The organism is Catenulispora sp. GP43 (assembly GCF_041260665.1).
In the GTDB taxonomy this organism is placed as follows: Bacteria; Actinomycetota; Actinomycetes; order Streptomycetales; family Catenulisporaceae; genus Catenulispora.
In genome coordinates this window covers 364859-387399 of record NZ_JBGCCT010000008.1, presented here as the reverse complement: position 1 = coordinate 387399, position 22541 = coordinate 364859, and the positions used below count along the sequence as shown (strand labels likewise).

General features: G+C 71.5%; 24 protein-coding genes. 9 read left to right on the top strand and 15 right to left on the bottom strand.

What is annotated here, in order from left to right; translation table 11 throughout:
* Positions 1–184: 184 nt before the first annotated feature.
* The 6 genes from ABH926_RS19300 to ABH926_RS19275 all read right to left on the bottom strand — a co-directional run bounded on the left by ABH926_RS19300 (position 185) and on the right by ABH926_RS19275 (position 7238).
* Complete coding sequence (locus ABH926_RS19300) at positions 185–1345, bottom strand: anhydro-N-acetylmuramic acid kinase (RefSeq protein ID WP_370367046.1); 1161 nt, start codon at positions 1343–1345, stop codon at positions 185–187.
* Positions 1342–2394, bottom strand: coding sequence for an ABC transporter ATP-binding protein (locus ABH926_RS19295; RefSeq protein ID WP_370367045.1), 1053 nt, complete (start codon positions 2392–2394; stop codon positions 1342–1344). The genes ABH926_RS19300 and ABH926_RS19295 overlap by 4 nt, the downstream gene beginning before the upstream one ends.
* On the bottom strand, positions 2391–3425 hold the full coding sequence (locus tag ABH926_RS19290) for an ABC transporter ATP-binding protein (RefSeq protein WP_370367044.1): 1035 nt from the start codon (positions 3423–3425) through the stop codon (positions 2391–2393). Before ABH926_RS19290 ends, ABH926_RS19295 begins: the two co-directional genes overlap by 4 nt.
* Entirely contained in the window at positions 3422–4321 is a 900-nt protein-coding gene (locus ABH926_RS19285; protein WP_370367043.1) for an ABC transporter permease, read from the bottom strand. The genes ABH926_RS19290 and ABH926_RS19285 overlap by 4 nt, the downstream gene beginning before the upstream one ends.
* A gap of 1 nt (position 4322) precedes the next feature.
* Positions 4323–5315 (bottom strand): ABC transporter permease, encoded by a 993-nt coding sequence (locus ABH926_RS19280; RefSeq protein ID WP_370367042.1) that lies wholly within the window; start codon positions 5313–5315, stop codon positions 4323–4325.
* A gap of 75 nt (positions 5316–5390) precedes the next feature.
* Entirely contained in the window at positions 5391–7238 is a 1848-nt protein-coding gene (locus ABH926_RS19275; protein ID WP_370367041.1) for an ABC transporter substrate-binding protein, read from the bottom strand.
* Positions 7239–7522: 284 nt separating this feature from the next.
* Between ABH926_RS19275 and ABH926_RS19270 the strand changes: the two genes are divergently transcribed.
* The gene (locus ABH926_RS19270; RefSeq protein WP_370367040.1) at positions 7523–8446 is read left to right on the top strand and encodes an N-acetylmuramic acid 6-phosphate etherase; all 924 of its coding nucleotides are present in this window, start codon (positions 7523–7525) and stop codon (positions 8444–8446) included.
* 131 nt (positions 8447–8577) lie between these two features.
* Here the strand turns inward: ABH926_RS19270 and ABH926_RS19265 are convergent, their stop codons facing one another.
* From ABH926_RS19265 to ABH926_RS19255, 3 genes are read right to left on the bottom strand one after another with little or no spacing between them, the layout of a single operon-like run.
* Entirely contained in the window at positions 8578–9132 is a 555-nt protein-coding gene (locus ABH926_RS19265; protein ID WP_370367039.1) for a GNAT family N-acetyltransferase, read from the bottom strand.
* Positions 9132–10103, bottom strand: a complete 972-nt coding sequence (locus ABH926_RS19260; RefSeq protein ID WP_370367038.1) for a MurR/RpiR family transcriptional regulator — start codon at positions 10101–10103, stop codon at positions 9132–9134. Before ABH926_RS19260 ends, ABH926_RS19265 begins: the two co-directional genes overlap by 1 nt.
* A complete protein-coding gene (locus ABH926_RS19255; protein WP_370367037.1) occupies positions 10100–11254 on the bottom strand; it encodes a serine hydrolase domain-containing protein in 1155 nt (384 codons plus the stop codon). Before ABH926_RS19255 ends, ABH926_RS19260 begins: the two co-directional genes overlap by 4 nt.
* Before the next feature lie 36 nt (positions 11255–11290).
* Here ABH926_RS19255 and ABH926_RS19250 point away from each other — a divergent pair, with 36 nt between their 5' ends.
* Genes ABH926_RS19250 through ABH926_RS19235 form a run of 4 tightly spaced genes read left to right on the top strand, consistent with a single transcriptional unit; the run spans position 11291 to position 15529 of the window.
* A complete protein-coding gene (locus tag ABH926_RS19250; RefSeq protein ID WP_370367036.1) occupies positions 11291–12208 on the top strand; it encodes a GNAT family N-acetyltransferase in 918 nt (305 codons plus the stop codon).
* Positions 12205–13365, top strand: a complete 1161-nt coding sequence (locus ABH926_RS19245) for an exo-beta-N-acetylmuramidase NamZ domain-containing protein (protein ID WP_370367035.1) — start codon at positions 12205–12207, stop codon at positions 13363–13365. Before ABH926_RS19250 ends, ABH926_RS19245 begins: the two co-directional genes overlap by 4 nt.
* Positions 13365–14813: a glycoside hydrolase family 3 protein gene (locus ABH926_RS19240; protein WP_370367034.1), complete on the top strand. Its 1449-nt coding sequence runs from the start codon at positions 13365–13367 to the stop codon at positions 14811–14813. The genes ABH926_RS19245 and ABH926_RS19240 overlap by 1 nt, the downstream gene beginning before the upstream one ends.
* 23 nt (positions 14814–14836) lie before the next feature.
* Positions 14837–15529, top strand: coding sequence for a class I SAM-dependent methyltransferase (locus ABH926_RS19235; protein ID WP_370367033.1), 693 nt, complete (start codon positions 14837–14839; stop codon positions 15527–15529).
* On the opposite strand, the gene ABH926_RS19230 is transcribed toward ABH926_RS19235, so the two are convergent.
* Both ABH926_RS19230 and ABH926_RS19225 read right to left on the bottom strand, forming a co-directional pair.
* Positions 15511–15687, bottom strand: coding sequence for a hypothetical protein (locus ABH926_RS19230; protein ID WP_370367032.1), 177 nt, complete (start codon positions 15685–15687; stop codon positions 15511–15513). The two genes, ABH926_RS19235 and ABH926_RS19230, sit on opposite strands and share 19 nt — an antisense overlap.
* A gap of 87 nt (positions 15688–15774) precedes the next feature.
* Complete coding sequence (locus tag ABH926_RS19225; RefSeq protein WP_370367031.1) at positions 15775–16011, bottom strand: hypothetical protein; 237 nt, start codon at positions 16009–16011, stop codon at positions 15775–15777.
* Between the two features lie 91 nt (positions 16012–16102).
* Here ABH926_RS19225 and ABH926_RS19220 point away from each other — a divergent pair, with 91 nt between their 5' ends.
* Positions 16103–16450: an ATP-binding protein gene (locus tag ABH926_RS19220; protein ID WP_370367030.1), complete on the top strand. Its 348-nt coding sequence runs from the start codon at positions 16103–16105 to the stop codon at positions 16448–16450.
* Positions 16451–16583: 133 nt separating this feature from the next.
* Here the strand turns inward: ABH926_RS19220 and ABH926_RS19215 are convergent, their stop codons facing one another.
* Positions 16584–17150 carry a TIGR03086 family metal-binding protein gene (locus tag ABH926_RS19215; protein ID WP_370367029.1) on the bottom strand — a complete coding sequence of 189 codons (567 nt, stop codon included), beginning with the start codon at positions 17148–17150 and terminating at the stop codon, positions 16584–16586.
* A 72-nt stretch (positions 17151–17222) separates the two neighbouring features.
* Between ABH926_RS19215 and ABH926_RS19210 the strand changes: the two genes are divergently transcribed.
* The 3 genes from ABH926_RS19210 to ABH926_RS19200 all read left to right on the top strand — a co-directional run bounded on the left by ABH926_RS19210 (position 17223) and on the right by ABH926_RS19200 (position 19130).
* The gene (locus tag ABH926_RS19210; protein ID WP_370367028.1) at positions 17223–18059 is read left to right on the top strand and encodes a helix-turn-helix domain-containing protein; all 837 of its coding nucleotides are present in this window, start codon (positions 17223–17225) and stop codon (positions 18057–18059) included.
* A gap of 49 nt (positions 18060–18108) precedes the next feature.
* The gene (locus ABH926_RS19205; protein WP_370367027.1) at positions 18109–18663 is read left to right on the top strand and encodes a DinB family protein; all 555 of its coding nucleotides are present in this window, start codon (positions 18109–18111) and stop codon (positions 18661–18663) included.
* A 101-nt stretch (positions 18664–18764) separates the two neighbouring features.
* On the top strand, positions 18765–19130 hold the full coding sequence (locus tag ABH926_RS19200; RefSeq protein ID WP_370367026.1) for an arsenate reductase family protein: 366 nt from the start codon (positions 18765–18767) through the stop codon (positions 19128–19130).
* A 220-nt stretch (positions 19131–19350) separates the two neighbouring features.
* On the opposite strand, the gene ABH926_RS19195 is transcribed toward ABH926_RS19200, so the two are convergent.
* The 3 genes from ABH926_RS19195 to acs all read right to left on the bottom strand — a co-directional run bounded on the left by ABH926_RS19195 (position 19351) and on the right by acs (position 22524).
* Positions 19351–20112 (bottom strand): streptomycin biosynthesis protein, encoded by a 762-nt coding sequence (locus ABH926_RS19195; RefSeq protein WP_370367025.1) that lies wholly within the window; start codon positions 20110–20112, stop codon positions 19351–19353.
* A gap of 186 nt (positions 20113–20298) precedes the next feature.
* Complete coding sequence (locus tag ABH926_RS19190; RefSeq protein ID WP_370367024.1) at positions 20299–20520, bottom strand: hypothetical protein; 222 nt, start codon at positions 20518–20520, stop codon at positions 20299–20301.
* Positions 20521–20550: 30 nt separating this feature from the next.
* Positions 20551–22524, bottom strand: coding sequence for an acetate--CoA ligase (acs, locus tag ABH926_RS19185; RefSeq protein ID WP_370367023.1), 1974 nt, complete (start codon positions 22522–22524; stop codon positions 20551–20553).
* Positions 22525–22541: the final 17 nt, after the last annotated feature.

The window sequence follows — 22541 nt, the reverse complement described above, 5'->3', positions numbered from 1 at the left end:
ACACCCGGCTCAGAGGTCGGCCGCCGGTCCGGCGGACGAGCAAATCAGAGCTCTTAATTTAAGCGAATGACCCCCCGCCGGCACCATGGCCCGGGCCGGTCGTGGTGGCCGCAGTCGGATTCGAACCGACATCCGATGGTACAGGGCGATTCCGACGACATCAGCCGAGCAACGCACCGTAGCCCTACCCCACGAACCGCACCGACCGCGGCACCTTCTCCACCACCTCCGGCAGCACCAGCGTCCCGCGCGCCGGCGGGCTGATCCGCCCCAGCACCCGCTCCCCCGCCGCCCCGGTGCAGGCGGCGACCGTCCCGGGCAGGCCGTGGGCGGTGAACCAGCCGATCAGCGCGAACGCGATCGCCTCCTTCGCATCCGACGGCACCTTGTACGCGTCCGAGCGCAGTACCTCCACGTCCGGCAGGCGCTTGGCGATGCGTTTCATCAGCTCCGGGTTCTCCGCGCCGCCGCCGGAGACGGCCAGGGTGGCGATGCCGTGGGCGCGGACGGCGTCGACCACGGTCATCGCGGTGAGGGTGGCCAGGGTCGACATCAGGTCCTCGGGGGTGAGGTCCGGGAAGTCGTCGATGTGGGCGGCCAGGTAGGCGTCGTGGAAGAGTTCCTTGCCGGTGGTCTTCGGGGGGCGGCGGGCGTAGTAGGGCTCTGCCATCAGGGCCGCCAGCAGGCCCGGGTGGACCAGGCCGGCGGCAGCCAGGCGGCCGTCGCGGTCGTAGGGTTTGCCGGTCAGCTGGCGGCAGGCGGCGTCCAGCAGGGCGTTGGCCGGGCCGACGTCGAAGGCCACCGGCGGGTCGGCGACCACCGTCAGGTTCGCGATGCCGCCCAGGTTCAGTGCCCCGACCGGGCCGGGCAGGCCCCGCAGCAGGAGCAGGTCCAGCAGCGACACCAGCGGTGCGCCCTGGCCGCCGGCCGCGACATCGGCGGCGCGGACGTCGGAGACCACCGGGATGCCGAGGCGCTCGGCGATCCAGGCCGGCTGGCCGAGCTGGAGTGTGCCCAGGACCCGGCCGTCCTCGGTCCAGTGGAACAGTGTCTGCCCGTGCGAGCAGGCCAGGTCGGCCGGGCCCGCGGCCTGCACCGTCTGCCACGCCGCCGCCGCGAAGGCCTGGCCGATGCCGGTGTCCAGGCGGCAGACGGCGCCCAGGTCGGTCTGGTTCGGCGGCAGGGCGGCGACGATCTGCTCCCGCAGTTCGTCGGGGTAGGGGACGTGGTCGGCGTGGACCAGCTCGCCGACCAGGACGTCGCCGTCGCCGTCGAGCCGGAAGTCCACCAACGCGACGTCGATCGCGTCATGGGAGGTGCCGGAGCTCAGACCGAGGACTCTCACGCGCTCGCTGCCCCCACCTCGACCCCCACCACACGGCGGGACTCCGGATAGAAACACGCGTGCTGGTGCTCGGACGCGTCGTCGCTCGATGTCCCGGTCGGCTCCCCGAACGGCACCAGCACCGGATGCTCCTGCGCGCACTGCTCGCCGGCGAACGGGCACCGCGGCTGGAACAGGCAGCCCGGCGTCGCCGTCCGCTCGTCCAGCGCCGCGGTCGGCGCCGTCCGGTCCGGGCCGGGCTCCTCCAGGCCGCGCATGATCGGCACCGCCGACAGCAGGCACTGCGTGTAGGGGTGCACCGGCGCCAGGATCACGTCGTCGGTGAGACCGCGCTCCACGACCTCGCCGCGGTAGATCACGTGCAGTTCGCCGCCGTCGCCGACGTAGCGCGCGGTGGCCACGTCGTGGGTGATGAACACCAGCGAGATACCCAGCCGGTCGCGCAGGTCGCGCAGCAGCTTCAGGATGCCCAGCCGCATCGAGACGTCGATCATCGACACCGCCTCGTCGGCGATCAGCACCGTCGGGTCCACGGTCAGCGCGCGGGCGATGACCACGCGCTGGCGCTGCCCGCCGGAGAGCTGGTGCGGGTACTTCGGCAGCACCGCGGTCGGCTCCAGGCCGACCAGGGTCAGCAGTTCGGCGGCCCGCTCGCGCCAGTGCACGGTCTGCTCCCCGGACGACCGGAGCTCCTTGGCCCGCATCCGCAGCGGGTCGCCGAGGGTGGCCTCGATGGTGCGGGTCGGGTTCAGGGCCGAATACGGGTCCTGATGGATCATCTGGATCCGGCGGAAGTACTTGGCCCGCTGGTGCGGCTTGAGCTTGGACAGCTCCACGCCGTCCACGACCAGCTCGCCGCCGTCGAAGGTCTCCAGCCCGGTGAGGATCTTGCCGAGCGTGGTCTTGCCGCAGCCGGACTCGCCGATGAAGGACACCGCGCCACCGTCGGGCAGCGTGAAGTCGACGCCGCGCAGCGCGTGCACGGTCCGCGCGCCCGTGAAGGCGCCGTGGGTCTGGTAGGTGCGGGTGATGCCCCGGGCCTGGATCATGCCGGTTCTCCCACGGCGGCGGGCGCCCCGGCGTTCCCGGAGAGCACGGTGGACGGTTCGACGTGGCAGGCGCGGCGGCGCCCGGGCTGGACCTCGCCGGCGAGCTCCCAGCCGGCCAGCGGCGGCTCGGTCTCGGCGCAGACCGCGACCGCGAACGGGCAGCGGTCGCGGAAGACGCAGCCGGCCCGGGCCACGGTGGTCAGGTCCGGCGGACGCCCGGGCAGCGCGCGCGCCGCCTCTACGTCGCCGGTGATGCGCGCGGTGGCGCCTATCAGGGCCTTGGTGTAGGGGTGCGAGGGCCGGCGCAGCACGTCCAGCAGCGGGCCGTCCTCGACGATCCGGCCGCCGTACATCACGGCCAGCCGGTCGGCGATCTCGGAGATGGCGCCGATGTCGTGGGTGATGATCAGGGTACTGAGCTGGTTCTCGTCGTGCACCTTGCGCACGATGTCCAGCACCGAGGCCTGGGAGAGCATGTCCAGCGCGGTGGTCGGCTCGTCCAGGATCAGCACCTTGGCGTTCAGGACCAGGGCGAAGACGATGCCGATGCGCTGGCGCATGCCCCCGGACAGCTCGTGCTGGTAGGAGTCCAGCACCCGCTGCCCGTCCAGGCCCATCCGGTTCGCCAGGTCCAGCGCCCGCGCTATCAGCCCCCGAAGATCGGCGACCTCGTGCGAGCGCCCGAGGTCCAGCAGCTGCTTGCCGATGGTCTTCAGCGGGTTCAGCGAGTTCTGCGACGCCTGGAAGACATAGCCGATGGCACCGCCGCGCGCCTTGCGCAGCTGCTTGCCGGTCAGCGCCGTGACGTCCCCGACGCCGGCCACCTCGATGCTCCCGCCAGCGATCCGCCCCGGCGCCGGCACCGCGTTCAGCAGCGACAGCGCCAGCGTGGACTTGCCGGAGCCGGACTCGCCGACCAGGCCTGTGATCTCGCCGGCGCGCAGCTCCAGGGACGCCTCGGCCACCGCCGGCAGCCAGCCGACGGACGTCTGGTACTCGACTGTCAGGCCGCGTACTTGTACCTCGCTCACGCGCGCTCCCTCAGCCGCGGGTTGAACAGTTCGTCGATGGCGTCCAGGAAGAGCACGATGCCCAGGGTCAGCAACAGGATGCAGACCAGCGGAGCCAGCAGGTAGATCAGCGCCGCCGGGGTCTCCATCGCACCTCCCGAGAACACCGCCTGGTTCAGCATGACGCCCCAGTTGGTGCTGGAGAACGGCACCAGGCCCAGGAAGAACAGGCCGACCTCGGCGCCCACGAAGGCGATCATCGACAGCATCAGCTGCATGGTGGCGTAGGGCGCGATGTTCGGCAGCATCTCCTTGACGATGATGTGCCGCCGGGACAGGCCCAGCCCGCGCGCCGCCTCCAGGAAGCCGCGCTCGCGCAGCGACAGCGCCTGCGCGCGCACCGCGCGGGCCACGCCGCCCCAGCCGGTGATGCCCAGCACCAGGCCCATCTCCCAGGGGCTGCCGAAGCTCCACACCGTGGACAGCAGGATCAGCAGCGGCAGGCCCGGGATGGTCAGGACGAAGTCCGTCAGGCGCATCAGGACACTGTCGGTCAGGCCGCGCTGGTAGCCGGCGACCAGGCCGATCGTGACCCCGAACAGGCTGGTGAACAGCGCCGACAGGGCGGCGGTGGCCAGCACGTAGCGCGCGCCGGTCACCACCTCCTGCAACACGTCGGAGCCGGCGAAGTCGGTGCCCAGCCAGTGCTTGGCGCTGGGCGGGGCGTACAGCGCGTTCGGGTCGACGGCCAGCCGGCCGTAGAACCAGGGCCCGCAGATCCCCATCAGGACGAAGAACACGATGATGATCAGGCCGGCCAGCCGGCCGGGCGTGCGGGTCACGGCTTTGCGGAAGGCCGCCCAGGCCGGCCGGCGGCTGCGCACCGACGCGGCGAGGGTGGCGGTGGCGGTCGCCATGTCAGCGCCTCACTCTCGGGTCGATCAGGGTGTAACAGAGGTCGGCGATGATGTTTGCGATGATGATGGACACGGTGATCAGCAGGAACGCGCCGGCCATCACCGGGTAGTCGCGGCCGCCGATGCTCTTCAGGAGCAGGTCGCCGAGGCCGGGATAGTCGAAGGTGTCCTCGATGAAGAAGGACCCTGCGAACATCACCCCGAAGGACAGCGCCAGCACCGTGAACAGCGGCAGGATCGCGTTGCGGCCGATGTAGCGGGCCCGGGTGACCGGGGCGATGCCGCGCAGCTCGGAGGCCAGGATGAAGTCGTCGCCCAGCACCGAGACCACCGAGGACTTCATCGCCAGCAGCCAGCCGCCGTAGCTGAGCAGCGCGTAGGCGCACACCGGCAGCACCGCGTGCTGCGCCACCGAGCCGATGTACGGCAGGTTCCAGCCCGGGTCGTACTGGATGTCGCTGGTGCCGGCGTCCGGGAGCAGGTTCCACTCGGTGTGGAACACCACCAGCATCAGCAGGGCCAGGACGAAGGCGGGGATGCCGGCGACCAGCGAGCCGGAGACGGTCAGCAGACCGCCCCAGCGGCTGGACCGCTTGACCGCGGCCACGATGCCGCCGATCACCCCGAACAGGAAGCTGATCAGCAGCCCGGTCAGCACCGGGATCACGGTCCACGGCAGCGCCGACCAGATCAGGTGGCTGACCGGGACCCCGGAGTAGGTGATCGACTGCCCCAGGTCGCCGTGCGCGAGCTTGGCGAGGTAGCCGCCGTACTGCGAGAGCAGCGAGTCGTGGGAGGTGAAGCCGTAGACCGCCTGCACCTTGGCCGCCGCCTGGTCCGAACTCATCCCCATCATGATGTATTGCTCGTACTGCACATCACCGGGCTTGCCGGGCAGCGCGTGCACGAGGAAGAACGTGAACGTCACCACCACCCAGACCATCACCAGTCCGGTCGCGAGCTTGCCGGCCAAACGCCGGGCGAATCCCGTCATCTTCCTCCCCTCCCTCTTGAGCTTCCTGTCATCGTCCTGGCCCTGTGTCCTGGCCCTGCGTTTTTTGCAGAGTCCTTACTTGCCCTGCACGTAGCCCTGCATCATCCAGACCCCGGGCGGGTTGTTCAGCAGGTCGTCCTGGCCGGTCTTCGGGAAGTTCGTGAACCGCTTGTCCAGCGTGAACATCACGTGGGTGTAGTTCCAGATCTGGATCATCGGCAGCTCCTGGTTGGTGGCCGCGGCGAGCTGGGCGATGATCGGCTGCTGGTCGGCCACCGGGGTCACCGAGAGCTGGGCGGCCAGCTGGCCGGGGTTGATGCTCTGCCCGTTGACCGTGTAGGTCTGCGGGGTGTGCTCCCAGTTGGTCGGCGCCGAGTCGTTGTACGTGGCCTGGCCGTTGGAGACGCTGAAGCCGTCGGCGGAGCCGTAGATGCGGGCGTAGGCTTTGTCGGTCTGCGGGCCCAGGGCCACCAGCCACCAGCCGACCGCGTACTTACCGGCGGCCATCTCCTTCTGGTAGGTGGCGAAGTCGGCGGTGATCGCCGCGGTCGTCGGGATGCCGAAGGCGGTCAGCTCGTTGGCCACGATCGTGGAGGCCGCGATCCAGTCGGAGAAGCCGTTCACGGTCTGCAGCGTGATCGTCCACGGCGCGCCGCCGGGCAGGTGCCACTTGCCGGAGGAGTCCTTGGTGAAGCCCGCGCCCTGCAGCAGGGACGTGGCCTTGGCCGGGTCCGGCTTGTAGGGGTTCAGCGCCGCCTTCTGGTCGCCGGACAGGATCGTGTCGGACTGCGAGCCCACCAGGCCGGTGGTCGTCGGGGCGGCGATACCGCCGACCGGCTCGCCGACCTTGGTGACCGCGTCGCGGTCGATGACGTAGGCCAGCGCCTGGCGGACCGGGGTGAGGTTGTACGGCGCCTGCTTCTCGTTGAACGCGATCGAGGCGCTGACGTAGCTGGGGGCGTCCATCCGGGTGTAGCCGGCGCCGAGGACCTGGTTCAGGATGTTGGTGGGCATCGAGGTGTACGGGGCGTAGTCGAGCTCGCCGCCGTTCATGTAGCCCCAGATCTGCTGGTTGCCGGAGTAGCTGCGCAGGATGACCTGCTTCGGCGAGATCTTGTTCGCGGCGTAGAAGTACTGGTTGCGGTCCAGCAGCGCCTCGCCGGGGTTGACCCGGGTCTCCACGAACGGGCCGGCCGAGACGTCCTTGGCCGGGGCGAAGGCGGCGATGGTCTTGCCCTCGGCGGACAGTTTGGTGGCCGCGGCGCCGGCGGCGGACTGGTCCGAGCCCTGCACGGCGGCGATCTGGGACCAGATGTCGGCCGGGAGCTGGCTGCCGTAGACCTTGTCGCTGACGATGTACGCCGAGAGCACCAGGCGCTGGAAGTAGAGGTTCTTCACGCCGGGCTGCTGGTCGATCTCGATCTTGCCGCCGCCGAGGTCCTTGACGTCGGAGACCTCGAAGTTGCTGCCCGCGACGACGGTGCCGCCGGCGCTGGCCACCGGGCCGGCCGTGCCCTGGGTGTAGGCGATGGCCAGCGAGGTCTTGATGTCGGCGACGGTGACCGGGGTGCCGTCGGACCACTTGGCGTTCGGCTGGAGCTGGACGGTCAGGCCGGCGTCGGAGGAGGTCCAGCTGGCGGCCAGGCCCGGGAGCATGGCGTTGGGGTCGGACGGGTCGTACTTGCTGAAGCCCATCTGCATCTCGTTGTAGCCCAGGAACATGTTGGGCGCGGCGTTGAAGGGGTTCATCGGCGCGCCGGCGGTGATCTTGTTGTTGGCGTCGATGCTGGTGAAGACGCCGCCGGTGCCGCCACCGCCGCCACCGTTGGATTTCTTCGCCGAGGAGCTGGAGCACGCCGACAGCGCGGTGGCCGCTATCGTCGCGACGGCGATGGCCGCGACCAGTGGTTTGGGTCGGGACATGGTCCTGACATCTCCGTTCGGATCGGTGGGACGGGCTGGTTGGTGAGTATCGGTCTGGCGCTGCGCTGGCGAGCAGTGCGCTTGAGAGTCCGTGCGTGGTCCGCATGGCGGATCCGACCGCGCCGGGCACGGCCGAGCCGCTGCAGTGTGTGGAACCGTAGGACGCGGCGAGGACCTACGTCAATGAGTTGCGCGGATCGCGTTCATTCCGTAACTTGCCAACGGCACGCCCCGCGCCGACCCGTCTCGACCACGCCGGCCGCCCCCGAGAGGAAACGCCACGCATGAGCCCCTTGACCCCGCCCACCGCAGAGCGCGTGGCCGCGCCGACCGAGGAGCGCAACCCGGCGACCGCGGACATCGACGCCGTGCCGACGGTCGAGGTGCTGGCCCTGCTCAACGCCGAGGACGCCCGGGTCCCGGCCGCGGTCGCCGCGGTGCTCCCGGCGCTGGCCGAGGTGGTCGACGAGACCGTGCGCCGGCTGCGCGCCGGCGGCCGCGTGCACTACTTCGGCGCCGGCACCTCCGGCCGGGTGGCGGTGATGGACGCCGCCGAGCTGATCCCCACCTTCGGCCTGCCCCCGGGCGTGGTCGTCGCGCACATCGCCGGCGGCATCAAAGCCCTCACCATCCCGGTGGAGGGCGCCGAGGACTCCGCCGAGGGCGGCGCGGCCGACGCCGCCGAGGTCACCGCGGCCGACGTGGTGGTCGGCCTGACCGCCAGCGGCCGCGCCCCCTATGTCGCCGGGGCCCTGCGCGCCGCCCGCGCCGCCGGCGCCTTCACCGCCCTGGTCTCGGCCAACCCGGCCGCGGCCCTGGCCGACGAGGCGGACGTGCACCTGGGCCCGGACACCGGCCCGGAGGCGATCGCCGGCTCCACCCGCCTGAAGGCGGCCACCGCCCAGAAGCTGATCCTCAACGGCTTCTCCACCGCCGCGATGATCGCCCTGGGCCACACCTACTCGAACCTGATGGTCGACCTCGCCCCGACGAACACCAAGCTGCGCGGCCGCGTCCTGACGATCCTGACGGAGGCCACCGGCCTTCCCGAGCAGGAGTGCGCGACCGCGCTGGCCGAGTGCGCCGGCGAGCTGAAGACGGCGCTGGTCTGCCTGCTCGGCGCGGTGCCGCCGGCCGAGGCGCGGCGCGCGCTGGCCGCCGCCGGCGGGCAGGTGCGGGCGGCGCTGGCGGCCTCCGCACGGACCTGAGCCCCGCGCGGAGGTCGCTTATCAGCTTTCGGCTTTCGGCTTTCGGCTTTCGGCTTTCATCATGGGGCAGGCGCGCGGGCTCGGCATTTCTGCGGTTCTGCCGTTCTGCGGGTGGCGGTGGCGCGCGCCGGTCAGCGCTCGGCGCCGCCGTCCCGGAACTCCCGCGCCAGGATCCCCATCTTCACCGAGTCGTGCCAGCGCCCGCCCTGGAAGAAGGTCTCGCGCAGCCGCCCCTCCTCGACGAACCCGGCCTTGCGATACGCCGCGATCGCCGCCGGGTTGTTGGAGTTGACGCTCAGCTGGATGCGGTGCAGCCCCAGGCCGGTGAAGCCGTGGCCGACGATCGTGCGCACCGTGTCCGTGCCCAGCCCGCGACCCTGATACGGCGCACCGAGCATCACGCCGAGCATCGCGCAGCGGTCCTTCACCGTGGCGCCGAACAGCCCGACGTTGCCGGCCAGTTCGCCGGTACTGAGCTCCACCACCGCCAGGCCCACGTCGCTGCCCTCGTTGGCGCTCCAGCCCCGGAACATCTCCGCCACCTCGGCGGCGGGCCGGGCGACCAGCGAGCCGCTGGTCTGCCGCGCCAGGGTCGCCGGATCGGACCACCAGGCGACCAGCGCGTCCAGATCCGACTCGCGCAGGATGCGCAGTCCCACCGACTGTCCGGTCAGCGTGTAGTCCACTACCGCCCCCGCGCCCCCTGCACCGCGCTGCGCGTCCGTTCCAGCGCGCGTGTGGTGCGGCTGAAGTTGCGCTGCGCGACACCCACGAACAGGCAGTCCACCACCGTCAGCGCGGCGATGCGGCTGGCCATGGCGCCGGAGCGGAACGTGGTCTCGCGCACCGCGGTGGTCAGGACCAGGTCGGCGACGTCGGTGATGGGCGAGCGCGGGAAGTTGGTGATGGCGATGGTGCGGGCGCCGTTGTCGTGCGCCTCGGCCAGGGCGGTGACGGTCGCCGGGGTGGCGCCGGTGTGCGAGATGCCGATCGCGACGTCGCCGCGGCCCAGCAGCGCCGCGGAGGTCAGCGCGGCCTCGGCGTCCGGCCAGGCGAAGGCCCGGTGCCCGATGCGGTGCAGCTTCTGGTGCAGGTCCAGGGCGATCAGGGCGCTGGCCCCGATGCCGTAGACGTCCACCGCGCCGGCCGACACCACCGCGTCCACGGCCCGCTCCAGCACCTGCAGGTCCACCTGCGCGACGGTGTCCTCGACCGCGCGGGCGTCGGCGTAGCCGAGCTTGGTCACCACGTCGGCCAGCGAGTCGCCGGGGCCGATGTCGCCGCCGGCGGTGTGCGCGCTCGCGGCGGCGTCCTCGATGCCGGCCGCGGCGGCCAGCCCGATCCGCAGCTCCGGGTAGCCCTTGAGGCCCACCGCGCGGCAGAAGCGGATGACCGTGGTCTCCGAGGTGTCGCAGTCCGCGGCCAGCTCGCTGATCGTCTTGGCGGCCACCCCGGCCGGGTCGGCGATCGCCGCCTCGGCCACCCGCCGCTCCGAGGGCGGCAGCGTCGGCAGCAGAGCCCTGATCCGCACCAGCACGGTCGGCGGCGGCCCGGTCTCCCCGCCCAGCACCGATACCGTGGCCGTGGCCGACGCGCCACTGCCGCCGGAGACTGCTCCGCGCGTGCCGCGGGAGGACCGATTCGCGCCACTGCTCATGCTGTGATCCTAAAGCCAGGACCGGTGTCGTCGTCACCGGTGTTGAGGCTGCTTCCGGGGCCGCCTCCGGGACCGTCTTCGGGCACGTTGTGGGGCTGTAGGGCGACGCCGAACCCGGCGGCGACCGCGGCGTGCAGCGAGCGCCGCAGCTGCCGCGCCCGGTTGTCCCGGCCGAACAGCACCGCGTTGGTCAGCAGCACGCACCAGATCCCGGTCACCGGGTCGAAGGCAAGGCTGGTGCCGGTGAACCCGGTGTGCCCGGCGCCGGTGGCCGGCCACTGGTCGGACATGAAGTCATGGGAGTCCCCGCGCAGCGTCCAGCCGAGGCCGCGCCGGCCGTCCAGGCCGTCGCCGTCGGTCTGGCAGCGCAGCGCCTCGGCGCGGGTGGCCGGGGCCAGGATCGGGCTGTCCTCGTCGAGCCAGCCGGCGCGCAGGTAGGCAGCCAGATCCGAGGCGTTCCCGAACAGCCCGGCCTGGCCGGCGACGCCGCCGAGGCTCTCGGCGTTCTCGTCGTGCACGACGCCGGACTTCGGGTCCTGACGCTCCGGGTCGTCGAACCAGTTCGCCTCCGTGGGAGCCGCATGCCCGGCCGGCAGGAAGCCGGTGGCAGCCATCCCCAGCGGCCCGGCCACCATTTCCCGGAACGCCTCCGGCAAGGGCTTGCCGGTCACGTCGGCCACGATCCGCCCCAGCATGATGAAGCCCGGGTCGGAGTACTTCACGACGCTCCCCACCGGCGCCTGCAGCGGCTCGGCCAACACCGCGGCGAACCGCTCCTCGGCGGTCCCGGGCAGCCGCCAGACCTCCAGGATCGCGGGCAGCCCGGAAGTGTGGGTCAGCAGGTGCCGGATGGTCACCCGCTCCTTGGCGGAATCCGTGCCGAAGCCCGGCAGGTACTTCACCACCTGGTCGTCCAGCCCGATCTCTCCGGCCTCGGCCAGCCGCAGCACGCACGGCAGCGTGGCCGTGACCTTCGTCAGCGAGGCCAGGTCGTAGCGGGTGTCGGGGCCGACGCCGGCGCCGAACGCGGCGACGTCCACCGGGCCGTCGGTCCCGCGGCCGTAGGCGAGCACCGCGCTGGGGACGACACCGGCCTGCACGGCCTCGGCGACGAGCTTCCGGGGGTCTGGTAGGTTTCCACCGTCAATCATGCCTGAAGACGTTAGCAAATGACGAAGAGGGCCGCGATGCGTTCCGCAACTCCCGAAGATCTGCCGACCCTGCGAGAGCTGGCCTCGGCCGGCCTGATCCATGATCCCGACGCCGGCGCGGTCGTGGACCTGCTGTGGTCCTCGGCCGCCGATGGCTGCCGGATCGTCCTGGAGCGGCCCGACGACGACGGCAATGGGACCCGCGTGATCGGCCTCGCCTTCGGATCGCTGCGCCCGGCCCACGACGACGTGCCGGCCACCGGCCACATCGACCTGCTCGTCGTCGGCCCCGAGCACCGCGAACGCGGCCACGGCCGGGCCCTGCTGGCCGAACTGGAGCGCCGCCTGGCCGCCGCCGGAGCGACCCGCCTGCGCATCCGGGGCAACCCGCCGTACTTCGCCTGGCCGGGCATCGACGTCCGCTACACCCCGGCGGTGTGCCTGGCCACGGCCGCCGGCTACGAGCGCCTGCTGGACGCCGACAACATGCTGGTCGACCTCGCCGCGGCCGACCTGGCCACCGAGGACGACGAACGACGCCTGGCCGAGGCCGGGATGGGCGTCGAGATACGCCGCGCGCGGCCGGAGGACGAGAAGCCTCTGCGCGCCTGGATCGAGGAGGAGTTCGGCGGCACCTGGGGCCAGGAGGCCGCGATGGCGCTGCACAACGATCCGCCGAGGTTGCACGTGGCCGTCCGCGACGGCGCCTACCTCGGCTTCGCCGGACACGGCATCCAGCGCGTCGCCATGTTCGGCCCGATGGGCACCGACGAGGCGGCCCGCGGCCTGGGCATCGGCGCCGTGCTGCTGCGCCGCTGCCTGGCCGACCAGCGCGAGGCCGGGATCGCGGTCGCCGAGATCGGCTGGGTCGGCCCGGTCCGGTTCTACTCCAAAACCGTCGGGGCCACGCTGGGCCGGGTCTTCTGGACCTTCGAGAAGTCGATCTCCGCATGACGGCCCCCACCGCCACCGGGCTCGACCAGGTCATCGCGGCCGGCACCCGGTTCGCCGGCCGGCGCGTCGGGCTGCTGACCCACCCCGCGGCGATCACCTCCGACGGCCGGCACGCCGCGCACGCCTTGCTGGACGCCGGATGCGATCTGCGTGCGCTGTTCGGTCCTGAGCACGGTGTGCTCGGTACCGCACAGGCCGGGGAATCCGAAGCCGCGGCAACGGATTCGAGCACAGGCCTGCCGGTCTACGACACCTACGACCACAGCGTCGAGCACCTGACGGGCATGCTCGCCGAGTCCCGGATCGATGTGCTGGTCGTCGATCTGCAGAACTCCGGAGCCCGCTTCTTCACGTACGAGTCCAGCCTGTACGACGCGATGGCCGCCGCGGCGAAGATCGACGTGCCGGTCTGCGTGCTGGACCGGCCCAATCCGCTCGGCGGACGCGTGGTCGCGGGGCCGGTACTGCACCAGGAGTTCACCTCGTTCGTAGGACGGGCCGCCATCCCGGTGCGGCACGGCCTGACGATGGGCGAGCTCGGCCGGCTGTTCGCCGCCCGGCTCGGCGTCCCGGCCCCGGAGGTCGTGCCGCTGGCCGGCTGGGACGCCGCGAAGCTGTTCCCGGCGACCGGGCTGCCGTGGGTGCCGCCCTCGCCGAACCTGCCGACCCCGACCAGTGCCCTGATATACCCCGGGACCTGCTTCCTGGAGGGGACGAACGTCTCGGTCGGGCGCGGCACCACCACGCCGTTCGAACTCGTCGGCGCGCCCTGGCTGGACCGCACGTTCGCCGAACGGCTGCGGGCCGCGGCGCCGACCGGGATCGCGGTGCGGGAGGCGTATGCGACCCCCGCCTTCGACCGGTACGCCGGGCAGCAGATCTGCGGCGCGCAGCTGCACGTCACCGATCCCGACGCCGTCGATCCGCCGGCGGTGGGCGTCATGGTGCTGTGCGCGCTGCGCGACGGCTGGCTGGGCCGTCTGAGGTTCCGCGACAAGCACTTCGACCTGCTGGCCGGCTCCGACGAGCTGCGCACGGCCCTTTGCAAGGGGGCCGGCGCTGAGGAGATCTTGGAGCAGTGGCGGGCGCCGGCACGCCGGTTCGCCGAGCTGGAGCGGGAACCGTACCTGTTGTATCCGCGCGAGGGAGAGTGCTGATGTCCGAGCTCGATGTGTTGATCGCCCGCGTGCTGCAGCCGGGCTTCGCGGGGACGACGCTGCCGGACTGGGTGCGGCGGCGGCTGGCCGGCGGGCTCGGCTCGGTGATCGTGTTCGCGGCGAACATCGAGTCCCCGGCGCAGCTGCGGGCCCTGACCGACGAGGTGCGCACGGCGAATCCGGACGCGTTCGTCGCCGTCGACGAGGAAGGCGGGGACATCACGCGGCTGGAGTTCGCCACCGGCTCCTCCTCCCCGGGGAACCTGGCGCTGGGCGCGATCGACGACGCGGCCCTCACCGAGGCGGTGGCGCGCTCGGTCGGCACGCTGGTGCGCGAGACGGGGATCGACCTGGACTACGCGCCGGTCGCCGACGTGAACACCGAGCCGCGCAACCCGGTGATCGGCGCGCGGTCCTTCGGCTCGGACCCGGCCGTGGTGTCGCGGCACGTCGCCGCGGCGGTGCGGGGCCTGCACGCGGCGGGGGTCGCGGCGTGTGCGAAGCACTTCCCCGGGCACGGCGACACGGTGGTGGACTCGCACTACGGACTCCCGACGGTGACGGCGACGCTCGAGCAGCTGCGGCGCGACACCCTGCCGCCGTTCAGCGCGGCGGTGGCAGCCGGGGCGCGGGCAGTGATGGTCGCGCACCTGCTGATGCCGGAGTTCGACGCCGAGCACCCGGCCTCGGTGAGCCCGGCGGTGGTCGGCGGACTGCTGCGGGGCGAACTCGGCTTCGACGGCCTGGCAGTCACCGACGGGATCGGGATGGCCGCGGTCCGGGCGCGGTACGGACTCGCCGGGGCAGCGGTGCGCGCGCTGGCGGCCGGGATGGACCTGGTGTGCGTGGACAACAACTCGACGGACGCCGACATGGCGGCGATCACGGCCGCGGTCACGGAGGCGCTGCGGGACGGGACCCTGGCCGAGGCGCGGTTGGTGGAGGCTGCTGAGAAGGTGGGGGCTTTCGCTCGGTGGCGGCGGGAGGTGCGGGAGGCTGGGGCGCCCGAGTTTGAGGCGGCGAATTTTGACGAGGGCCTCGCGGCGGCTCGTCGTGCGGTCAGGGTGTTGCGCGCGGAGGATGGCGCCCTCCCACTGAAGGCCGCCCCGCACGTCATCGAGGTCGAACTCCCCCGCAGCCTGGCCACCCCGCTGGCCGACCTGCTCCCGGGCACCACCAGCTCGAAGCTCGCCGACATCGCCGACACCCCCGCCACTGCCACCGCCCAGGCGCCCGCCGACCGGCCGCTGGTCGTCGTCGTACGAGGCATCCAGCGCTCCCCCGAGGACCTCGACCGGGTAAGCCGCCTCATCCAGGAGCGCCCCGATACCATCGTGGTCGACCTCGGCGTCGCGCACACCGACCCCGGCGGCGCGGCCTGGGTGGCCGGCTACGGCATCTCGCGGGTCTGCGTGCAGGCCACGGCCGAGGTCCTCGTCGGCAGGTAGCGCGCGACTGAAGGGACCCGAGCATGACGGACACAGACCTGGACAACCAGACCTCGTACTGGGACGCCGTCTCGGCCACGAAGCGCTTCACTCACCCGCTGCACACCGAGTGGACCGACGCACTCGGCCGGGACGCCGCCGTCCTGGACTACGGCTGCGGATACGGCCGGACCATGGCGGAGCTCGCGCAGCTCGGGTTCACCGACCTCACCGGCGTCGACAGCTCGGCAGGGATGATCGAACAGGCGCGCGAGCACCACCCAACGATGCGGTTCGCGGTCCTGGACGCCCCGCCGGCGCTGCCGTTCGCCGACGCGAGCTTCGACCTGGTCGTGCTGTTCGCGGTGCTGACCTGCATCCCCGGCGACGAGGCGCAGGAGCGGCTGATCGGCGAGCTGACGCGGGTCCTCAGGCCCGGCGGGCTGCTGTATATCAGCGATCTGCTGCTGGGCGAGGACCCGCGCAGCATCGAGCGCTACGAACGCTTCGCCGCCACGCACGGCACCGGCACCGGCACCGCCACCGCCACCTACGGCGTCTTCGAGACCAGCGACGGCGCGGTCTGCCGGCACCACCGCGCCGAACACTTCCCGCACCTGCTGGCCGGCCTCGACATCCAGGACACACGCCGGATCCCCGTGGCCACGATGAACGGGAACGAAGCCGCGGGGATCCAGGTACTGGCGCGCAAGCCCGCTCAGGTCTTCGGGAGCTGATCCAGCGACAGCTCGACCAGCGTCTCCCGGCCGAAGATCCAAGCCAGTGCCTTGGCCTTTCCGACCTCAACCGGCGTGCCGTGGGCCGTCGGTCGCGCGAACATGGATGTCAGCGCGCTGAACAGCCGCTCCTGCCAATCCTGGGCACTGCCGGTCACCCACGGGTTGTGCTGGACCGGGAGTCGGATTCGGCCGTCATTAGTGCCATCTCATAGTGCGCAAGAGGGCAGGATCGGCACCGGAAGCTAAAGGATGATCGGTGCCGTTTCAACGATGGTGTGCCCCCGTTTCCCGTCCTGCCAGCCGAAGCCGGCGACGTCGTGGGTGCCGTCGGCGGCGTCGACGACTTCGATCCAGAAGCCGTTGTTGCCGCTGTAGAGCTGGCCGCCGTTGACGCCTGTGGCCAGCGTGAGGATGGCGTCCTCGACGAAAGGGGTGCCGTCGGGCGGCTGTAGGGTGACCCGGAGTCCGTGCATGCGCATGTCTCGATCGTGCCGGTGGCCGGGGTGGGCCGGGTATTAAGTAGGGCCGTTCAGGCGATAGCAACGGAACGACCGCGGGTCGTTCTGGCCGTTGGCCGGCCGGGACGAAGAGCTGGCGGCGCTTTGTCAGGCATGGGGGTCGGGCCGGCGGCGCGGGCTGATCGTGCACGGGGCGGCGGGGGTGGGCAAGTCGCGCCTGGCGCGGGAGTGCTTCGATCGGGCGGTGCGCTCGGGTAGCGCCGGTGCGCGGGCGACGGCTTCGGCCGCCACGGCTCTGGTGCCGCTGGGGGCGACCGCGCATCTGCTTGCGGCGGGGACGGACAAGCTGATCGTCGAGAGCGACGATGCCCCGCCCGCCACGGAGAAGGAGTCGAAGATCATTCGAATACTGCCACGGCGCGCGTGGCCGGGAGGCGCCTGGACCGGCGTGCGGCTGTGATCCCGGAACAGAACTGACCTTGATGGTTGACCAGGACAGGGCCGAAGCGCCCAACGCGATTCGCGGAGACGCTGCGGAGCGGCTGGGCCCTGTCCTGGTCGGGCACGGCGACGCGCAGACGCGGCCGTGCCCGCTACGCCCGCCGCCCCGACACCGCGAGCGCCTTCTCCAACGTCGTCGCGTCCTGGCCGATCTGCACCTCGGCCGCGAACCCGTCGTACTGCCGGTACATCTCCGCCGAGGCCTCGACGGCCTGGGCGACGGTGCCGGCGATCTCGTCGGAGATCTCGTACGGCTGACCGGTGGCGGTGGCCAGGTCCCAGCCGTGCAGGACCATCTCCATCAGGATCATCTCGGCGACCTGCGGGGCGGGGGTCTTGCCGCCGCCGGTGTCGATCTCGCTCTCCCACACCTCGGGCGGGGCCCAGGCGGCCAGGGCGCGGTCGAGCTGGGCGCGGTAGGCGGCGGCGTAGTCGGGTTCGGAGGCGAAGTCGCGCTCGGTCAGGTCGGGGCCGACCTGCTCGCTGCGGGCCCGGCGCTCGAAGGAGTACGCCGTCCAGAGGATCAGGTGGTTCAGCAGCTCCTTGACGTCCCAGTCCGAACACGGGGTCTTATCGGTGAACCGGCCGGGATCGGTGCCGGCGACGACACGCGCGGCCTGGTCGGCGGCCTCGGTCAACTGCTCGTGAATCGTGCTCATACCCTGACGCTACGGTCCGGTGTGCCGCGCGTCTTGAAGAAACGCGTCAGTGCCCGCCGCTACGCTGGCCCCATGACGGAACACCAGGTCAAGCCGGTGCAGGACGACAGCCGCGGCATCGTGCACCCGGCCGCCGCGAGCACCGTCTTCCGCCTGGACCGTTTCCCGCCGACCGGGGCGGCGTCCCGGTTCGTCGACCGCTACTGGCTGTCCACCTGGCGCCTGCCGCCGGGGGTGCGACACGAACAGCAGGTGTTGGTCCATCCGGTGGTCAACGTGGTGTTCGAGGCGCACGGCGCGGTGGTGTCCGGCGTGGACACCGGACGGTTCGCGGTCACGCTGGAGGGCGAGGGGCGCGCGCTGGGCATCATGTTCCGCCCGGCGGCCTTCGCCCCGTTCCACGACGGTCCGCTGAGCGCCCTCACCGACCGAGAAGTCCCGCTGGCCCAGGTCACGGCCCTGGCCGACCTCGAAGCGTCGCTGGTGCCGCTGGTCGCCGACCTGGACGTCCCCGGCGAGCAGCTCGCCGCCACCGCCGACGCTGCGATCACCGACCGCGTCCCCGCCGAACGGCAGGACTGCGAGACCACCACCGAGTGGGCCGAGCTGGCGGTGCGGGACCGCGAGCTGACACGGGTGGAGGACCTGGCGCGCGCCGCCGGTGTCGGTGTCCGCACCCTGCAACGCGCGTTCACCGAGCACGTCGGCATCGGCCCGAAGTGGTTCCTGCGCCGCTACCGGCTGTACGAGGCCGGCGAACGCATCGCCCACGACAAGCAGGTCGACTGGTCGGCGCTGGCCGCCGACCTCGGCTACGCCGACCAGTCGCACCTGACGCGCGACTTCACTGCCGCCTTCGGCCTGCCGCCGGCGCAGTACGCGGCGACGGTACGGGAACGCGGACGGTGAAACTGGATTCTTGAATCTTGAAACGGAGTCTTGAATCTAGGATCTGACCATGACCTCGCACGACCGCGTCACCAAAGACCTGCTCGAGACCTTCGAAGTGGTGCGCTCCAGGACGTTCGCACGTCTGGAGGGGCTGACGGACGCCGAGTACCAGTGGCAGCCCGTCCCGGACTGCGTGACCGTCCGCCCCACCGAGGACGGCGTCTTCCGCGCCGACTCGCGGCCGCCGGAGTCCGGGAAGTCCGACGCGCCCGAGCCGGTGTCGACGATCGCCTGGCGGATGTGGCACATCGGCGCGTTCTGCCTGCGCGGCTACGTGATCCACTTCTTCGAGGACGTCCCGGACTTCGGCGACCGCTTCGAGTGGCCGGGTACTGCGAACCTGGGCGTCCTGGCGCTGGAGGAGGACTGGGCGCGCTTCGTCACGCGCATCGAAGGCCTCGGCGACGAGCGGCTGCTGGCCCCGATGGGCGAGATCGCCGAGCCCACGGGGTGGGCCGACGCGAGCTATCTGGCGCTGGCGCTGCACGCCCTGGACGAGGTCGCGCACCATGGCGGCGAGATCGGCCTGATGCGGGACCTGTACCTGCGGCAGGGCGAGTAGCCTCGGCGGCTGACCCGGGACGGCCGACGTAGGCGGCTGACCTCGCCAGCTGACCGCTGCGGCTGACCTGGGCAGCCGACCCGGTCCGCTACCGTCTGACCATGGAGATCTGGATCAACCCCCGCTGCTCGAAGTGCCGCATCGCCCAGGAGACCCTGGACGCCGCCGGCGCCGAGTACACCGTCCGCCGCTACCTCGACGACCCGCCGACCGCCCAGGAGCTGCGCGACATCCTGACGCGCCTGGGCCTGGAGCCGTGGGACATCGTGCGCGACGGCGAGCAGGTCGCCAAGGATCTCGGCGTCAAGCAGTGGGGCCGGGAGGGCGACGCCGACCGCGAGCGCTGGATCGCGGCCATGGCCGAGCACCCGATCCTGATCCAGCGCCCGATCATCACCGCCGACGACGGGCACGCGGTGGTCGGCCGGTCCGATGAGGCCGTGCGGTCGGTGTTGCCCCAGGCTTAGGACGGCGCGCGTCAGGCGCTCCGCCGGGTAGAGCCGCAGCCCTTTGCCCTGAGGGCGGCATGCCCCCGTCTTAGCACACCGACCTCGGGGGAGGAGGACTTCCGGTCTAGTCAGGTTCCTTTCCTTCGAGGCGCTACCGCTTATGAAGACCATAAGATGGCATGCTTTGGAACGGCCTGAATTCTCTATTCACACCGTCGCCCACCTGCGCAGATGACGTTCAACTGTCGATTCCGCCGGTTGAACGCGAATGCACGGCCCGCCCGGCATCGGCCCACGTCGTGCCGATGTACCGGATCACGGTCTCGACGTGGATACCGCAATGTGCCGGGAGTTGTTCGCACAGCTCCGCCAGCTGGCCCGCGGCGAGAAGTTGGGCCTCGAGGTGTCGCAGGATCTTGCGACCGCTCTGCGAGTAGCGCAGCACGGGATCGCGCCGCAGGGCCTCCAATGCGGCGGCCGGGTCGCGGCGGGACGTCCGGCGGGGCGCGGGAACCAGTTCCGATGGGCCGCTCCCGTGCTCTGACGGCTGGGCCACACCACGGTCCCCGGGGACCGGAGACAGCCCCGCGAGCACCCTGCGCCGCACGTCATGCGCCGTGCCGAGGGAGATCCCGGCCTCCCGGGCGATCGTCCGCACCGGGGTGTCGGGCTGCTCGGCGAGCAGCCGCGCCGCGGCCCGCCGGCCCTGCTCGGCGCTGACCGGCCGCGCACGTCCGTCGCCGCCGACCCGGACCCGCCCGGCCCGCCGCTCGCCGAGCGTCCGGCGCACCGCGGAGACGGTGTCGGCGGACAGTCCCACCGTCCTGCCGATCTCGCGATCGGATCTGGCCGGGCTCGCGCGCAACATCCGGGCGGCGGCCGCACGGCGCTCGGCCAGGCTCGCCGTCCGGCCGAGCGCTTGCGCCGCGCCACTGGCATCGGCATCGCCATCAGCAGCGGCGCGGTCAGCGTCTGATCGCCACGGATCTGGCTCCTTCACAGGGCATCTTTCTCAGGCGTCGAAAGCACGGATCACGACCGGAACACCGGTCCCGGTGATCAGGATTTCAGGACGCCTGAGGCGGTGTCGTTGGCGTGGCGTCGCCGGTTTCTTTGCTCTGAGTCTCCTCCGTCGTCGTAGCTCGGGGGCCGGATCACCGATTCACCGGTTCACCGATTCACCGATTCACCGATAGTCGTCTTCGTCGAGCGCGACGACCCGCGCCTGCTCGACGGCGTCGGCCTCGTTCACGGCATCGGGGTCGATCCGGCCCGGGGCCTCGTCGTCCTGCGGGGCGAGATCCGCGTACTGCTCCGCCGCGTCGGCTTCAGGCGTCTCGGCGTCGATTTCGATCGCGCCTGTACCGTTCTCCTCGTAGGTGTCGGGCTGCATCGGGTCCACCGGCATGGCTGCCTCCTTCGCCTTCGATCTGCCGCCTCACTCCTCCTCGGCGTGCGGCAGCTTCTCCGAGATCAGCTCCATCACCGTGGAGTCGGCCAGCGTCGTGGTGTCCCCGATCGCCCGGTCCTCCGCGACGTCGCGCAGCAGGCGGCGCATGATCTTGCCGGAGCGGGTCTTGGGCAGCTCCGGCACCACGATGATCTGCCGCGGCTTGGCGATCGGGCCGATGGCCTTGCTGACGTGCTCGCGCAGGGTCTCGGCCAGTTCGGCGTGCTCCTCGTTGCCGCCGCGCAGGATGACGAAGGCGACGATGCGCTGGCCGGTGGTCTCGTCCTTGGCGCCGACCACGGCGGCCTCGGCGACGACCGGGTTCGACACCAGGGCGGACTCGACCTCGGTGGTGGAGATGTTGTGGCCGGAGACGAGCATGATGTCGTCGACGCGGCCCAGCAGCCACAGGTCGCCGTCCTCGTCCTTCTTCGCGCCGTCGCCGGCGAAGTAGTAGCCCTGCTCGGCGAACCGGGCCCAGTAGGTGTCGATGAAGCGCTGCGGGTCGCCCCAGATGCCGCGCAGCATCGACGGCCAGGGCTTGTCCAGCACCAGGTACCCGCCGCCGCCGTTCGGGACCGGCGTGCCGTTCTTGTCCACGACGTCCGCCGAGATGCCCGGCAGCGGCCGCATGGCCGAGCCCGGCTTGGCCTCGGTGACGCCGGGCAGCGGGGAGATCATGATGGCCCCGGTCTCGGTCTGCCACCAGGTGTCCACCACCGGGGTGCGGCCCCCGCCGATGTTCTCCCGGTACCAGATCCAGGCCTCGGGGTTGATCGGCTCGCCGACCGAGCCCAGCAGGCGCAGGGAGCTGAGGTCGAACTTCGCCGGGATCGCCGAGCCCCACTTCATGAAGGTCCTGATGGCCGTCGGCGCGGTGTAGAGCAGCGTGACCTTGTACTTCTGGACGATCTCCCAGAAGCGGCCCTGGTGCGGCGTGTCGGGGGTGCCCTCGTACATCACCTCGGTCGCGCCGTTGGAGAGCGGGCCGTAGACGATGTAGGAGTGCCCGGTCACCCAGCCGACGTCGGCGGTGCACCAGTACACGTCCGACTCCGGCTTCAGGTCGAACACCGCGTGGTGGGTGTACGAAGCCTGCGTCAAGTACCCGCCGGTGGTGTGCAGGATGCCCTTGGGCTTACCCGTGGTGCCGGACGTGTAGAGGATGAACAGCGGGTTCTCGGAGTCGAAGCCCTCGGCGGTGTGCTCGGCGTACTGCGCGTCCACCAGCTCGTGCCACCACACGTCCCGGTCGTGGTCCCAGGCCACGTCGTGGCCGGTGCGCCGGACGACCAGCACCTTCTCGATGGTCGGCGAGGCGGCGGCGGCCTCGTCGGCGTTGGCCTTGAGGTTCACCACCGAGCCGCGCCGGTGGTAGCCGTCGGCGGTGATCAGCAGCTTGGCGCCGGCGTCCTCGATGCGGCCGCGCAGGGCCTCCGGGGAGAACGCGGCGAAGCACACCGAGTGCACGGCGCCTATGCGGGCGCAGGCCAGCATGGCCACCGCGGTCTGCGGGAGCATCGGCATGTAGATCGCGACCCGGTCCCCGGCGGTGACGCCGAGCTCGGTCAGGGCGTTGGCGGCCTTGCAGACCTCGTCCTTGAGCTGGGCGTAGGTCAGCGACACCGAGTCGCCGGGCTCGCCCTCGAAGTGGATGGCGACCCGGTCGCCGTGGCCGGCCTCGACGTGCCGGTCCACGCAGTTGTAGGCGGCGTTCAGCTTCCCGCCGACGAACCACTTCGCGAAGGGCCGTTCGGTCCAGTCCAGGACCTGCGTCCAGGGGTGTTCCCAGTGCAGCCGTCCGGCCTGCGCGGCCCAGAACCCCTCGCGGTCGGCGTCGGCCTCGGCGTAGGCGGCCGCGGTGACGTTGGCGTGGTCGGCCACGTCCGGCGGCGGGGCGAAGCGCCGGTTCTCCCTGAGCAGGTTCGAGAGTGTCTCTTGGTTGACGCTGTTATCGCTCATGTCTCCCAACCCCAGTC

Coding starts and splice junctions, on each gene's coding strand:
- ABH926_RS19245 (WP_370367035.1), top strand. CDS start 12,205: ATGACGGCCCCCACCGCCACCGGGCTCGACCAGGTCATCGCGGCCGGC.
- ABH926_RS19260 (WP_370367038.1), bottom strand. CDS start 10,103: ATGAGCAGTGGCGCGAATCGGTCCTCCCGCGGCACGCGCGGAGCAGTC.
- ABH926_RS19240 (WP_370367034.1), top strand. CDS start 13,365: ATGTCCGAGCTCGATGTGTTGATCGCCCGCGTGCTGCAGCCGGGCTTC.
- ABH926_RS19210 (WP_370367028.1), top strand. CDS start 17,223: ATGACGGAACACCAGGTCAAGCCGGTGCAGGACGACAGCCGCGGCATC.
- ABH926_RS19255 (WP_370367037.1), bottom strand. CDS start 11,254: ATGATTGACGGTGGAAACCTACCAGACCCCCGGAAGCTCGTCGCCGAG.
- ABH926_RS19225 (WP_370367031.1), bottom strand. CDS start 16,011: ATGCGCATGCACGGACTCCGGGTCACCCTACAGCCGCCCGACGGCACC.
- ABH926_RS19190 (WP_370367024.1), bottom strand. CDS start 20,520: ATGCCGGTGGACCCGATGCAGCCCGACACCTACGAGGAGAACGGTACA.
- acs (WP_370367023.1), bottom strand. CDS start 22,524: ATGAGCGATAACAGCGTCAACCAAGAGACACTCTCGAACCTGCTCAGG.
- ABH926_RS19205 (WP_370367027.1), top strand. CDS start 18,109: ATGACCTCGCACGACCGCGTCACCAAAGACCTGCTCGAGACCTTCGAA.
- ABH926_RS19215 (WP_370367029.1), bottom strand. CDS start 17,150: ATGAGCACGATTCACGAGCAGTTGACCGAGGCCGCCGACCAGGCCGCG.
- ABH926_RS19295 (WP_370367045.1), bottom strand. CDS start 2,394: ATGATCCAGGCCCGGGGCATCACCCGCACCTACCAGACCCACGGCGCC.
- ABH926_RS19235 (WP_370367033.1), top strand. CDS start 14,837: ATGACGGACACAGACCTGGACAACCAGACCTCGTACTGGGACGCCGTC.
- ABH926_RS19285 (WP_370367043.1), bottom strand. CDS start 4,321: ATGGCGACCGCCACCGCCACCCTCGCCGCGTCGGTGCGCAGCCGCCGG.
- ABH926_RS19250 (WP_370367036.1), top strand. CDS start 11,291: ATGCGTTCCGCAACTCCCGAAGATCTGCCGACCCTGCGAGAGCTGGCC.
- ABH926_RS19280 (WP_370367042.1), bottom strand. CDS start 5,315: ATGACGGGATTCGCCCGGCGTTTGGCCGGCAAGCTCGCGACCGGACTG.
- ABH926_RS19200 (WP_370367026.1), top strand. CDS start 18,765: ATGGAGATCTGGATCAACCCCCGCTGCTCGAAGTGCCGCATCGCCCAG.
- ABH926_RS19275 (WP_370367041.1), bottom strand. CDS start 7,238: ATGTCCCGACCCAAACCACTGGTCGCGGCCATCGCCGTCGCGACGATA.
- ABH926_RS19270 (WP_370367040.1), top strand. CDS start 7,523: ATGAGCCCCTTGACCCCGCCCACCGCAGAGCGCGTGGCCGCGCCGACC.